General features: G+C 57.1%; 14 protein-coding genes. 8 read left to right on the top strand and 6 right to left on the bottom strand.

Features of this window, described 5'->3' with window-relative positions:
* The coding region (locus K9857_RS25985; RefSeq protein ID WP_224540722.1) for a hypothetical protein at positions 1-190 on the top strand (190 nt) is incomplete at its 5' end.
* A 60-nt stretch (positions 191-250) separates the two neighbouring features.
* Here the strand turns inward: K9857_RS25985 and K9857_RS25980 are convergent.
* Together K9857_RS25980 and K9857_RS25975 are read right to left on the bottom strand one after the other, a co-directional pair.
* The gene (locus tag K9857_RS25980) at positions 251-469 is read right to left on the bottom strand and encodes a PLDc N-terminal domain-containing protein (protein WP_224540720.1); all 219 of its coding nucleotides are present in this window, start codon (positions 467-469) and stop codon (positions 251-253) included.
* Between the two features lie 65 nt (positions 470-534).
* Entirely contained in the window at positions 535-1,215 is a 681-nt protein-coding gene (locus K9857_RS25975; RefSeq protein ID WP_224540718.1) for a DUF2848 domain-containing protein, read from the bottom strand.
* 280 nt (positions 1,216-1,495) lie between these two features.
* Here K9857_RS25975 and K9857_RS25970 point away from each other — a divergent pair, with 280 nt between their 5' ends.
* The 5 genes from K9857_RS25970 to K9857_RS25950 all read left to right on the top strand — a co-directional run bounded on the left by K9857_RS25970 (position 1,496) and on the right by K9857_RS25950 (position 6,739).
* A complete protein-coding gene (locus K9857_RS25970; protein WP_224540716.1) occupies positions 1,496-2,710 on the top strand; it encodes an IscS subfamily cysteine desulfurase in 1,215 nt (404 codons plus the stop codon).
* Positions 2,711-2,771: 61 nt separating this feature from the next.
* The gene (locus K9857_RS25965; RefSeq protein WP_224540714.1) at positions 2,772-3,143 is read left to right on the top strand and encodes a cupin; all 372 of its coding nucleotides are present in this window, start codon (positions 2,772-2,774) and stop codon (positions 3,141-3,143) included.
* Between the two features lie 79 nt (positions 3,144-3,222).
* A complete protein-coding gene (locus tag K9857_RS25960) occupies positions 3,223-4,563 on the top strand; it encodes an amidase (protein ID WP_224540711.1) in 1,341 nt (446 codons plus the stop codon).
* Positions 4,564-4,778: 215 nt separating this feature from the next.
* Positions 4,779-5,255 (top strand): flavin reductase family protein, encoded by a 477-nt coding sequence (locus tag K9857_RS25955; protein ID WP_224540709.1) that lies wholly within the window; start codon positions 4,779-4,781, stop codon positions 5,253-5,255.
* Between the two features lie 26 nt (positions 5,256-5,281).
* The gene (locus K9857_RS25950) at positions 5,282-6,739 is read left to right on the top strand and encodes a 4-hydroxyphenylacetate 3-hydroxylase family protein (RefSeq protein ID WP_224540707.1); all 1,458 of its coding nucleotides are present in this window, start codon (positions 5,282-5,284) and stop codon (positions 6,737-6,739) included.
* A gap of 84 nt (positions 6,740-6,823) precedes the next feature.
* On the opposite strand, the gene dapB is transcribed toward K9857_RS25950, so the two are convergent.
* A complete protein-coding gene (gene dapB / locus K9857_RS25945) occupies positions 6,824-7,597 on the bottom strand; it encodes a 4-hydroxy-tetrahydrodipicolinate reductase (RefSeq protein ID WP_224540705.1) in 774 nt (257 codons plus the stop codon).
* A 149-nt stretch (positions 7,598-7,746) separates the two neighbouring features.
* Positions 7,747-8,976 (bottom strand): OprD family porin, encoded by a 1,230-nt coding sequence (locus K9857_RS25940; protein ID WP_224540724.1) that lies wholly within the window; start codon positions 8,974-8,976, stop codon positions 7,747-7,749.
* Between the two features lie 598 nt (positions 8,977-9,574).
* Between K9857_RS25940 and K9857_RS25935 the strand changes: the two genes are divergently transcribed.
* Positions 9,575-10,906, top strand: coding sequence for an MFS transporter (locus K9857_RS25935; protein WP_224540703.1), 1,332 nt, complete (start codon positions 9,575-9,577; stop codon positions 10,904-10,906).
* 112 nt (positions 10,907-11,018) lie between these two features.
* Here K9857_RS25935 and K9857_RS25930 read toward each other — a convergent pair whose 3' ends face one another.
* Both K9857_RS25930 and K9857_RS25925 read right to left on the bottom strand, forming a co-directional pair.
* On the bottom strand, positions 11,019-11,567 hold the full coding sequence (locus K9857_RS25930; protein WP_224540701.1) for a MarR family winged helix-turn-helix transcriptional regulator: 549 nt from the start codon (positions 11,565-11,567) through the stop codon (positions 11,019-11,021).
* 99 nt (positions 11,568-11,666) lie between these two features.
* Positions 11,667-12,176, bottom strand: a complete 510-nt coding sequence (locus K9857_RS25925) for an Lrp/AsnC family transcriptional regulator (RefSeq protein ID WP_224540699.1) — start codon at positions 12,174-12,176, stop codon at positions 11,667-11,669.
* A 164-nt stretch (positions 12,177-12,340) separates the two neighbouring features.
* Here K9857_RS25925 and K9857_RS25920 point away from each other — a divergent pair, with 164 nt between their 5' ends.
* Entirely contained in the window at positions 12,341-13,357 is a 1,017-nt protein-coding gene (locus K9857_RS25920) for a 1-aminocyclopropane-1-carboxylate deaminase (protein ID WP_224540697.1), read from the top strand.
* Positions 13,358-13,416: the final 59 nt, after the last annotated feature.

The following is a 13,416-nucleotide window of genomic DNA, read 5'->3' as shown; positions in this document are numbered from 1 at the left end:
CTTCTTGCGCACTCGCCTCTACACGCCGGACGACAAGCTCTGCAGCAATGTGCACACAGGGTTATCCACATTTTTTGTGTGCAACTTCTTGCGCATCATGGCCCGATGGCATCATGTCGGAATTGCGCAGAAAGGACGTGTAGGAGCGAGCTTGCTCGCGATGACGTCAACGATAACGCTGGCTGTCTGATGCCCCGCGGTGGCCGGGCCTCCATCGCGAGCAGGCTCGCTCCCACAGGGGGATAGGTGATTATTGCCGGGTTTGCGGTGAGCTCGGGTTATGCGAAATATGCTTGGGCCCCGCCAGCAGCCAGAGCAACAGCCCAAACAAGGGCACGAACACGATCACCACCATCCACACCCCCTTGGTGCTCGATTTCCCCTCGCTCTTGCGCACCCGGTTGATCGCCCACAATTCCGCAACCAAGAGCACTGCCGCCAGCACGATCCACGTCGGTTCAAATTGCATGAGTTACCTCCTGATAGTCCTTGGGTTAGGCGGGCTCATGTCGGCCGGGTTCATTAAATTTGCAATCAGATACTCTGCATCTGGTAACTGAACCGAATGCTGCGCTTGAGCTGCGGGTCGTTGAGTTCCAGAGTGAGACGCGAGGTGTACTGGATGCCACCAATGGCAGCCAGGGTTCCGCAGAACATCACCGTTCCCGGCTCGAAGGTCGCTGCACAGGTCGTGGCATAGCGCTCCAACAGTGCTTCGGGCTCCAGCATCGTGGTGACCTTTCCTTGCTGATACAGCACCGCGCTTCCAGCGTCTTCACGCCATGAACGCATCTCCAGTTGATCCCAGTGTTCACGTACCTCATCCAATGGCCAGAGTGTGCGACCGACAGGTTTGCTGCAGATCTGTTTGGATACCGTGATGTCATAGGCTTCGACTTTACGGTCGGTGTGATCGGAGCCGATTCCGACCCACAGGCGTTCTCCGTCATTGAGCAGGAAGAACTCGATCTCGCCCGAAGACTCTTCGCCCAGTACCTGAATGTTCTCGTCCTGGGTCAGGCGGTCGTCGGTGACGAAGTAGTAACAGGGAACCGTTGCCGGGCGTTTAACGCCCAGTTCCTCGAGCTCCACAATGTGTGCTTCGACCGCGTGACGATCACGACCGGTCCAGCCGGCAATGATTACGTCGCTTATCTGAAACTCACGAAGTTCTTCGCCCATGATGGATACGCAGTTGAAGGTCAGAGTGGTCATTTTGGCGTTCTCTCTTTCTTGTAATCGGTTGCGGGAAATGATGCTGGGACGTCATCTGGCAGGATGCGCCGGGCAAGGATTAAGCTTATATAAATAGCTAACAAAAATAGCAACCATGAAAATATAAATTTTGCTCATTGGGTATTTAGACGGCGACGCAGTCCTCGCAGAGGGGGGCGGGAGAGGGAATATCGGTAATAAAAATAGCTTGCAAAGCAAGCTAACATGGTTAGATACTCGATCATCGAACAAGCTTTAGCGAAAGGGTATAGGTCAGACGATGGGCGAGAATATTTACCTGGATTACTCCGCTACCACGCCGGTCGATCCGAGGGTTGCCGAGCTGATGTGCCAGTACCTGACGGCCGACGGGCATTTTGGCAATCCGGCCTCGCGCTCCCACTCATTCGGCTGGGAGGCCGAGGCCGCGGTGGACAGGGCGCGCCAACAGGTTGCGCAGTTGGTGAGCGCTGATCCAAGAGAAATCGTGTGGACCTCCGGTGCCACCGAGTCCGACAACCTGGCGGTCAAGGGCGTGGCGCGCTTCTATCGCAACCTGGGCAATCACATCGTCACCTCGAGCATTGAACACAAAGCGGTACTCGACTCCTGCCGCCATCTGGAGCGCGAAGGCTTTGAAGTGACCTATCTCGACCCGGACCAGAACGGTTTGATTCACCCGCAGGCAGTGGCTCAGGCGATCACTGACAAGACCATCCTGGTCTCGATCATGCACGCTAACAATGAACTGGGGACGGTGAACGACATTGCCGGCATCGGTGAAGTCTGCAAGGCACATGACGTGTTCTTCCACGTCGACGCCGTACAAAGCGCCGGCAAGGTGGAAATCGATCTGAAAGCACTGCACGTGCATTTGATGTCATTCACCGCGCACAAACTCTACGGGCCCAAGGGCATCGGTGCTCTCTATGTCTGTCGCAAGCCGCGTATTCGTCTGGAAGCGCTGATCCATGGGGGCGGGCATGAGCGGGGGATGCGTTCCGGCACTTTGCCCACCCACCAGATCGTCGGCATGGGCGAGGCTTTCCGCATTGCCAGGGAGGAAATGCAGAGCGAAAACGCGCGCGTTCTGGCTCTGCGCGATCGGCTGCTGGCTGGATTCGAGGGCATGGAAGAGGTGTACGTCAACGGCTCCCTCGAACATCGGGTGCCGGGCAATCTCAACATCAGTTTCAACTTCGTCGAAGGTGAGTCGCTGATGATGTCCCTCAGAGGGCTGGCCGTGTCGTCCGGCTCTGCCTGCACCTCGGCCAGCCTTGAACCTTCGTATGTGTTGCGCGCCCTGGGTCGAAGCGACGAGCTCGCCCACAGTTCCCTGCGAATCACGCTGGGCCGCTTCACCACCGAAGCCGAAATCGATAGCGCCGTGACGATGATCAAGGCCGCAGTTACCAAACTCAGGGAAATGTCGCCGCTGTGGGACATGTACCAGGACGGAATCGACATCAGCAAAATCGAATGGGCCGCACACTGAGCCGGCGGCACGTGCAACCTCGACCTGCGCCCGCAGGAAAAACAATCAGGAGCAAGCTGCAATGATCAACAAAGCACACAAAGAGTTTTATTCGGTGGACATGCAGGACGGCTGGGAAACCCCGCCGGGCTATCCCGACGGTATCGAGCAACTCATCCTTTCGGGTTCGCTGGATGAACCGGGGAAAACCGGAACGCGAACCCGGTTGTTGCGCTTCCATTCGGGCATCTACACCACCAAACCCTTCGTCCATGACTATTGGGAGGAGGTGTATCTGGTCTCCGGTGATCTGACCGTGGGCAACGACGAGCAAGGTCAGGGTGGTGAAGCCTTCCAGCCGCATACCTATGCTTGCCGTCCACCGGGAGCCTTTCACGGTCCATTCAAGTCTGGAGGCGGTTGCGTGCTGCTGGAAATTCATTACTACGAATAAACACTCGCAGGGGCTGATCCCGTTGCAGATTCCACGCCCCTGCCCAACAGCGTGAATTGTCGTTCCCGGGAGTCATGCCATGACACTTCTTACCATCGGCCAGGCGCTGAACTCCTCGTTGAGCAGCGAGCAGCTCGTGCAGCGTTGCATCGATAACATGGACCGCCAGCCAGAACTTGCGGCCAAGGTCTTTACCCGACCGCTGCGCGAGCAGGCCCTGGCGCAGGCCGTCGCCTACGATCGCTTGCGTGAGCAAAATGTGCCGGTGCCTCGATATGCCGGTATACCGATCAGCATCAAGGATCTGTTCGACATGGCCGGCGAGGTGACGACCTGCGGCTCACGGGTGCTGGCCGAATGCAAACCCGCCACAACCGATGCGCTGGTGGTCAGCCGTCTGCGCAATGCCGGATTCATTCCGATCGGACGAAGCAACATGACCGAGTTCGCGTACTCCGGTCTTGGCCTGAACCCGCATTACGGAACGCCGGAAAACCCATGGGATCGGGCGACCGGAAGAATTCCCGGAGGCTCGTCATCCGGCGCGGCGATTGCCATTACCGACCAGATGGCGGTGGCCAGCCTTGGCACCGATACCGGTGGTTCGTGCCGTATTCCCGCGGCATTGTGCGGGATCGTCGGTTTCAAGCCGACGGCATCGAGGATTCCCCAGACCGGTGTCTCGCCATTGTCGAGCAGCCTGGATTCGGTCGGGCCGTTGGGTGCTTCGGTAGCTTGCGTGGCGATTCTCAACGATGTGCTGGCCGGCGATCCGGTCAATCCGTTGCCATCTGTCCATTTGCGAGGACTGCGCCTGGCGGTGCCGCAAACCCTGGTGCTCGATGGTATGGACAGTCTGGTAGCGGCGTCTTTTGAGCGCACGTTGAATCGGCTGGAGCGAGCGGGGGTGCAAGTCGAGCGTATCGCCTTGAGTGAGCTGGGCGAGTTGCCGAAGATCAACGAAAAGGGTGGCTTTGCCGCAGCTGAGGCTTGGGCGTGGCACCGTGAACTGATTGCCTCCAGTCGTGAAGGCTACGATCCGAACGTAGTCTCGCGCATAGAGAAAGGGCAGCATCAGAGCGCGGCGGATTACATCGATCTGCTAAAGGCACGAGCCGATCTGCAACTTCGCATCGCACCAATCACCGCGCACTACGACGCCTTGGTCATGCCCACGGTGCCGATCGTCGCGCCGACCCTGCAGGAAATGACCAATCCGCAAAGTTTCCAGAAAAGCAATTTGCTGATGCTGCGCAACCCTTCGGTGGCAAATTTTCTCGATCGCTGTTCCATCAGCCTGCCTTGTCACGAGCAGGGCGATGCACCGGTCGGCTTGATGCTGATGGGCGAGCGAGGAGGGGACCTGCGAGTGCTGGGCATCGCGCACGCCATCGAGCAATTGCTTCGGACACAGGTCTAAAGCGCATCAGCAGCCAGTACAGGTTGCAACATCATGACAACGGTCTGAACGCAATCGCGCGTTCAGGCCGTTGTCGTTTACGGAGTCAGGATGGCGTGAAAGCCTTATGAACAGGCTGATATAGCTAACAAAGAAAGCTAACAAAAAGCTTGACGAGGTGTTTTGTCGGGATCATATTAGCTTTGTCGCAAAGCTAATAATAAAAGGTGAGTCCCATGTCATTCGATGCATCTCAATTCCGTACCGCATTGGGCCAGTTCCCCACTGGCGTCGCCGTCATTACCGCCCAGGACAGTGAAAACCGTCCGCTCGGTATCACCATGAGTTCCTTCAACTCGGTCTCGATCAACCCGCCACTGGTGTTGTTCAGCCTGGATCGACGCGCGCTCAGCCTCGAGTCCATGCAGCGGGCGAGTCATTACGCCGTCAATGTGTTGAGTAAGGACCAGGTCGAGCTTTCCAACAAGTTTGCCCGCGCCATGGAGAACAAGTGGGAGAACGTGGAGTTTGAAACTCGCGACACCGGGACACCCTTGCTGACAGGCGCCCTGGCTCATTTCGAATGCAAGCCTTACGCCGATTACGACGGAGGCGATCACGTCATTTTTGTGGGTGAGGTCGTGAACTTCACCAGCAGCAACCACAGCGAACCCCTGGTTTTCTGCCGCGGCCGCTACGCCGAAATCGCCTGAACTGCCGTCGTATTGGAGAACAAGAAATGATCAAGACTTCACTTCAACACATCGAATCGCTGCGTGATGGACGTAGTGTCTATATCAACGGTGAGCGCGTCGATGACGTCACCACTCATCCTGCCTTTGCCAGTTCCATCGAATGGCTGAGCAATCTGTACGACTTCCAGCACGACAACCTGGAGTTGATGACCACCGTCGACACGGAAACCGGAGAGCGTTACAACCGCATCTGGCAGCTGCCAAAAAGCCCGGAAGAGTTCAAACAGCGCCGCATGGCTCTGGAAGCGTGGACTGGCCTGAGCTGTGGCTTTTTGGGGCGAGCTCCGGATCACGTCGCCAGCTGCATTTCCGGCATGGTGATGGGGATTGAACGGTTCGAGCGCTACGATGAGACGCGAGCGCAGAACCTGCGCAACTACTACCGTTACGCCCGTGACAATGATCTGTACCTGACCTACGTCATCATCAACCCTCAGGCTGACCGCTCAAAGTCCACAGGCGAGCAGGCGGACGAATTCCTCACGGCGGGGATTGCGGCAGAAGATGAAGAGGGCATCACCATTCGCGGCGCCAAGATGCTGGCTACCGGCGGGATCATGGCGAACGAAGTGCTGGTGACCTGCCTGCAACCGCTGAAGAAGGGCGAGGAGGAAAAGTACGCGGTTTCCTTTGCCATCCCGATGAACGCCCCGGGCTTGAAGATCCTGTCGCGCAAATCGTATGAAGAGCACAACCAGAGTGTATTCCAGAACCCGCTGTCCAGCCGTTTCGACGAAAACGACGCACTGTTGTACTTCGATAACGTCAAGGTTTCATGGGATCGGGTGTTCGTGCATCGTGACACGGACATGTGCATGGCCCAGTTTCATGAAACACCTGCGCATGTTTACCAGAACTATCAGGCGCAAGTTCGCCTCATGGTCAAAATGCGTTTCCTGGCTGGTATCGCTTATCGCACCGCCGAAATGAACGGCATCATGGCCTTGCCTCAGGTTCGAGAAAAACTGGGGCAAATTGCGGCGGAAGCAGCGATTTCCGAGTCTTTCGTCAATGGCATGGAAAGCAAGGGCTCATACGTTGGCGAGTACTTCGTTCCGGATCGCCACCTGCTTTATGCCTCTCAGGTGATTGCGCAGCAGTTGTATCCCAAGTTCATCTCCCGCCTGCGCGATCTGGCGGGTGGCGGGGTCATCATGTTGCCATCCTCCACCCAGGATTTTGCCAATCCGCACATGCGTGAACTGATTGAGAAAACCCAGCAGTCGCCAATCGCAAACGCTGTGGAGCGGGTGAAGTTCTTCAACCTGGCGTGGGATGCAATCGGTTCCGAGTATGCCTCTCGTCACACTCAATACGAGATGTTCTACTCGGGTGCGACTTTCGTCACCAAGGGCGCGTCTTTCCGCACGTTCGACTGGAAGCGTAGCGCCGGCCTGCTGGACAGGTTTGCCGCGCAGTACGACCTCAACGAAGAAATTTGAGTGAGCAAGGCTGCTGATTCATCAGCAGCCTTCATCGTTGTGAAAACCCTTTGCCGCAGTTTATCTGCGGCTTTTTTCGTGCGCTCAGTCGTCTCTCGAAAAGCCCAGCACGTCCTGCATGTCGTACTCGCCGGGCTGGCGATCCTTGATCCAAAGCGCAGCCGTCAGCGCTCCACGGGCAAACATGCTGCGACTGAGTGCGCTGTGGGACAGAGTCAAAAGCTCCTCATCCGCGGCGAAGATCACGCTGTGCTCTCCCAGGATGCCACCGCCACGGATGACGCTGAAGCCGATTTCTCCTCGCGGGCGCTCACCCGTCATGCCTTCACGCGCGCACCGGGCGACAGATGAAAGTGAAGTCTGCCGACCTTCGGCTGCCGCTTCTCCCAGCATCAGTGCCGTACCGGACGGCGCATCGACTTTGCGGCGGTGGTGTGCCTCGAGGACCTCTATGTCCCACATCCGTTGAGGGAGCGCACGGGCGGTCCTTTCCACCAGTCCCATCAGCAGGTTGATGCCCAGCGAGAAGTTTCCGGAGCGTACGATCGCAATCTTGTTCGATGCTGCGTTGATGCGAGCCAGATCGTCGGCTTCAAAGCCTGTCGACCCGATCACCAGTGCAGGACCTGCCTGGCTGGCGCAGATTTCTGCAAGTGCCGCTGATGCACTGCCTGTGGTGAAGTCGATGACGACATCGCAGTTTCCAAGCACTTGTCGCGCCTGCGAGCGATTTCCTTCTGAAAGTCGCCCGATGCTACCGGCCAAAATCAATGAAGGGTCAGCCGAGACGATATTCATCACCTCTTTACCCATGTGACCTCGCGCCCCTGAAATGGCAATTCTGATAGGTGAAGTCAAAACTTTGCACTCCCGAATGGGTGAAGGACGAAATGTGTGGTTGGTGCGTGCAGGTTAGCCGCCGCGATCCAGAAGGCTCTGGATCGCGGCGTTCAGACGCGAAAAAAACGGCCTCATTCCATGCCGGCAAGGAGGGGGCAGGTAAGAACTTAGAAGAGTTTCAGGGTGTAGCTGAGGATCAGGCGGTTCTCATCGATATCCGTGCGGTAGTTGGAGCGCGCCACTGCGTTTCGTACTCGTATACCGACGTTTTTCAGAATGCCGCTCTGAATGGTGTAGCTCAGATCAATGTCGCGTTCTCTGTCCTTGCCCTCGAAGCTGCCGGCATCGACATTGTCGCCCTTGATGTAACGCACTCCCGCCAACAGGCCGGGGACGCCGAGAGCGGCAAAGTCGTAGTCGTAGCGAGCCTGCCAGGAGCGTTCCCTGGCGGAGGCAAATTCGTATGTAGGCACTTCGTTGCCCAAGGGGGAGACGGTAACGAAAACGCGCGGGAAACCATCGTTGCCGTACATGCCTTGGTAGCCCACGTAAAAGGTGTTTCCACCACGTTTGGCCGACAGCAGCGAGTAGAACGCCTGATTGTCGAGGGTGCCGATCAGACGCTTGCCGTCTTCGTTTGACTTGAAATAGCCAAGATTGGCGCCAAACGTCCATAGGCCCACTGGTTCGCTGTGCTTGAAGCCGGCGAAGCGCTGGTTGTACAGGTTCTCCAGCTGGCCGTACCAGAGGCTGACGGTGGAGCGGTTTTGATTGAATGAGTAGTCACCACCGGCGTAGTTGAAGCGATCCGAAGTGATCAGGTTCTTTTGGGCGTCGCGCCGGGGCGTAAACCCGATGATCGCTCCCATTGGCTCATCGCCTGCCTCGCTGCGCAGGCTCGTCGAGTGCAGTTGCCCTGCTTGCAGGTTAAGCCCGGAGATCTCGCTTGAGAGGATCGAGGCGCCTTGGTAGGTGTTGGGCAGCAGGCGGTTGTCGGTCAGGGCGAGAACCGGAAGATTGGGCTGCAGTTCTCCAACCTTGAGTTCTGTTTTGGACACTTTGAGCTTCGCCGTGATACCCAGGCGGCTGTAGTCATCGGGCGCTCTTTGGCCATAGGCGCCTGGGAGCAGGCCCGTGCCTGCGCGCTCCGGGCTGCTGTCCAGCTTGATGCCCAACAGGCCGATGGCGTCTATTCCAAAACCAATCGGCCCCGGGGTATAGCCCGATGCATAGTTGAGGATGAAGCCTTGCGCCCATTCCTCGGCCCTGGACTGTGGGCTTGGGCCAACGGTGTCGGAGAAGTCGCGGCTGAAGTAGTAATTGCGCGTGGTCAGGGTGGCCGTGGAGTTTTCGAAGAAACCACTTCCGTCAGCCAGGGAGCTGAGTGGAAGGGTCATGGTTACAACGCTGGCGATCGCCCGCGACAGGGGATTCGGATACTGATTCATGTCGTTCTCTTGTTTTTATAGTGACGAAGAACACCCTCACCGCGCGCATCCGGCAAAGTGCGAGGAGGGTGGATGACGTTGCTTGCGGCCGTACTTCCGTGCACCGCTCGCGAATCTGGCAGTGGTAAGCTTATATAAAAAGCTAACAAAGAAAGCAAAATAAAAAATATAACTCCGATTGATTCTGCCAGCGCCGCTTATGAGCCGTGGCCGAGAGGGTGGTCTTCCGGGGATCTGAACAGGGCAGCGGGGAAGCTGGTTCAACCAGCTGGAAGGGGCAATTGGCGTGGTGCGCACGTCCGTTTATCAGAGAAAAGCATTGGCCTCGACGCCCAAGGTCATCGTTGACCAGTCTGGAACGCGGGATTGGGTGATTGGAATAAAACGAAGGCTTAATGCTTTCTAAAATAGCTTGCAAAATAAGCTAAATTGATTTGATACTGTTCTCGCCGGGCAAAAAAGCCGCTCGGTCGCCAAGGAAATGAGCTGCGAATGGTCGATGCCATCTGCTGACGCTCATTTCCAACAATAACAAGAGGCAGGTGTCATGCGAAAAGTGAACGTACACACAATCATCGACCATGCGCGTATTTCCGGCTTTCACTGGATGGTCATGGGCTGGTGTTTTCTGCTGCTGATTTTCGATGGCTACGACTTGTTCATCTACGGCGCGGTGCTGCCCGTGCTGATGCAGCAGTGGGGGCTGAGCCCTCTTGAAGCCGGTGCCCTGGGTAGTTATGCGCTTTTCGGCATGATGTTGGGGGCTGTAGGGTTTGGCACCCTGGCAGACCAGATCGGTCGTAAAAAAGGGATCGCCGTGTGCTGCCTGCTTTTCAGTTGCGCCACGCTTGCCAACGGCTTCGTGAGCAATCCAACGGAGTTTGGCATCTGCCGTTTCTTTGCCGGTCTGGGCTGCGGCGGGTTGATGCCGAATGTTGTGGCGCTGATGAACGAGTACGCGCCGAAGAAGTTTCGCACTGCCATCGTTTCCATCATGTTCTGCGGGTATCCGTTGGGCGGTGTGCTGTCGGCCAGCGTGGGGATTTTCGTCCTGCCACGCTTTGGTTGGGAGGCCATGTTCTTCGCCGCGGCAGTACCGTTGATTCTGCTGCCGTTGATCTACTGGCAACTGCCCGAGTCGGTAGGCTTTCTGTTGCGCCAGCGTCGCCTCGAAAAGGCACACGCGGTTCTTCTTCGCGTAGATCCGGGCTGTAACCTGCAAAAGGACGATTCGTTGATCATGGGCGAATCCAATGCCCGGCCGGCGTCGCTGCTGGAACTGTTCCGGGAAGGGCGAGCGCTGCCTACCCTGGTGTTATGGCTGGCCTTCTTCTGCTGCATGCTGATGATTTACGCGCTCAGTTCCTGGTTGCCGAAGTTGATGGCCAGCGCGGGATACAGCCTGGGTTCCAGTCTGTCGTTCCTGGTTGCGCTGAATGCTGGCGCGGTGCTGGGTGCGGTCTTTGGAGGATGGCTGGGGGACAGGATCAATCTGCCTAAGGTGCTGGTTGCGTTTCTGATTCTGGCCGCCCTGTCTGTCAGCCTTCTGGGGCTGAAAAGTCCGGTACCGGTGCTTTATCTGCTGATCACTGTGGCTGGTGCGACAACCATCGGTACACAGATTTTGCTATACGCCTGCGCGGCACAGTTCTATGGCCTGTCGATCCGTTCGACAGGTATGGGCTGGGCGTCTGGTGTCGGTCGCAGTGGCGGAATAGTCGGCCCATTGCTGGGTGGCGCCTTGGTCGGGATCAACCTGCCACTGCAGCTTAATTTCATAGCCTTCGCGTTACCCGGATTGATCGCCGCACTGGCTATGGTGCTGTTTGCACTGCTCAAGCGCTCCAAAGTGACGACACTTGCAGCGGCGGGTGTTTGATCGGGTGGGTTTGAGTTCAAGCGTCAAGTTGCCTTGCTCGAAAGTCGTCAGAGACTGTCGTTACCTGGGAGCAGGGCAACTCTTTACCGCAGCGGCTTACTGTAAGTGCAGACTATTTGTCATTGCTCAGAAAGCTGGCCATGTTGAACGCGCGGTCGCCGTTGTTGGCCAAAAGGCCAAAGGTCTTGACCAATGTCTTGAACTGCTCCTGATCGATGCCTGCGAAAAGCACATCGTTCACCTTCTGCTGGGAATGCGCCAGGCTTGCCAGTGCTTCGTAGCCAAGATCGGTCAGGTCCAGTTGAACGCGGCGTGCATCCTCCGGATCTTTCGTTTTGGTCAGGTAGCCTTTCTTTGCCAGCTTATTGGTTTGCAGAGTGATGAAGGCGCCACTCAAGTGCAGGTGATCCGCCAGGCTGTTCACGTACACGGTATCGATACTGCGCATGTAAGCGGTGGCGATCAACGCGGTGTACTCAATGCCGGTAAGGCCGATTATCTTGCCGAACTCACCGCGAATTGCTTCGATTTTGCTTGAGAACGCGAAGATGTTGTGGAGCAGTTCACGGAATTTACTGTCACCTTTGTCCTTGTCGAGAAGCTCGGGGAGCGTGATGGTTTTCTCCTTGAGGTGCATCTTGGCCGGGTGATATTTGCTCATCTTCGAATTACCTTAGCTTTCATTTATAGCTAATCATGCTACCTACCTTTGAGATCATGTCAATCAAGGTGCTTGCAGGCAGTCCGAGCTGCATCAGGTTTACAGCGGAATCTGCGGCGTCGACAACACCTGTCGCAACCCCATGAACGAACGAATCTGCCGCACACCCGGCAGGTACAGCAGTTGTTCGGCATGCAGCCGATTGAAGCTTTGGCTGTCCTTGGTGCGCAGCAGCATGAAGTAGTCAAATTCCCCCGTGACCACATGGCACTCCATGCAGCCCGAGACTTTTTGCGCGGCGGCTTCGAAGGCGGCGAAGGATTCCGGGGTGGAGCGGTCCAGCACCACGCCGATCAACACCACCATGCCGGCGTCCAGCGCATCGGGGTTGAGCAGGGCGACGATGCCCTTGATCAGCCCGGCCTGCTTGAGCCGTTCGACACGCCGCAGGCAGGCCGGCGGGCTCAGTTTCACTTTCTCGGCCAGGGCCACATTGGAAATCGACGCATCGCGTTGCAGCGCCTTGAGGATGGCGCGGTCGGTGCGATCAAGCGGAATCGGCTCTGCAGCCTGGGTGTTGGATCGCTTGTGATTATTTGTTGCGTTCATGTCGACCTATACACAATAAAGTTTCTTTGAGATGTTTTTGTAAGGAATAAAGCAACTATAAATTGACGAAGTTTGCAACACGGATTTTCAGGTTTTTTCTTAATATTGAAATATCGAAGCCCGCCAGAGTGCTTGGATATTCCACCCCATTAAGGATTAGCGCCATGAACCTGAATCGTTTTAAACGTTATCCGTTGACCTTCGGCCCATCGCCTATCACTCCCTTGAAGCGACTCAGCGAGCACCTGGGCGGCAAGGTCGAGTTGTATGCCAAACGTGAAGATTGCAACAGTGGCCTGGCCTTCGGTGGGAACAAGACACGCAAGCTCGAGTACCTGATTCCCGAGGCCATCGAGCAGGGTTGCGACACCCTGGTGTCCATCGGCGGCATCCAGTCCAATCAGACCCGTCAGGTGGCGGCGGTCGCGGCGCACCTGGGCATGCAGTGCGTGCTGGTGCAGGAAAACTGGGTGAATTATTCCGACGCGGTGTATGACCGGGTCGGCAACATCGAGATGTCGCGGATCATGGGCGCGGATGTGCGCCTTGATGCAGCAGGCTTCGACATCGGCATTCGTCCCAGCTGGGAGAAGGCCATGAGCGTTGTGCGGGAGCGGGGCGGCAAGCCGTTTCCGATTCCGGCGGGTTGTTCCGAGCATCCTTATGGCGGCCTCGGGTTTGTCGGCTTTGCCGAGGAAGTGCGGCAGCAGGAGCAGGAACTCGGCTTCAAGTTCGATTACATCGTGGTCTGTTCGGTGACCGGCAGCACTCAGGCCGGGATGATCGTTGGGTTTGCCGCGGACGGTCGTTCGAAAAAGGTGATCGGGATCGACGCTTCGGCCAAGCCGGACAAGACCCGCGCACAGATCCTGCGTATCGCCCGGCACACCGCCGAACTGGTGGATCTGGGCCGTGAGATCACCGAAGAGGACGTGGTGCTCGATACGCGCTTTGCGCATCCGGAATATGGGTTGCCCAACGAAGGCACGCTGAAGGCGATCCGCCTGTGCGGGCGGCTGGAAGGGGTGCTGACCGATCCGGTGTACGAGGGCAAATCGATGAACGGGATGATTGAGATGGTGCGTCGTGGGGAGTTTCCGGAGGGATCGAGAGTGCTGTACGCGCACCTGGGTGGGGTGCCGGCGTTGAATGCGTACAGCTTTCTGTTTCGTAACGGTTGAGTTCCCTGTGGGAGCGGGCTTGCCCGCGATTGCGGTGGTTCAGTCACATCCATGTTGAA

The organism is Pseudomonas sp. REP124 (assembly GCF_020164475.1).
In the GTDB taxonomy this organism is placed as follows: Bacteria; Pseudomonadota; Gammaproteobacteria; order Pseudomonadales; family Pseudomonadaceae; genus Aquipseudomonas.
The sequence above is the reverse complement of the archived record's forward strand: the minus strand, read 5'-3'. Positions and strand labels throughout refer to the sequence as shown.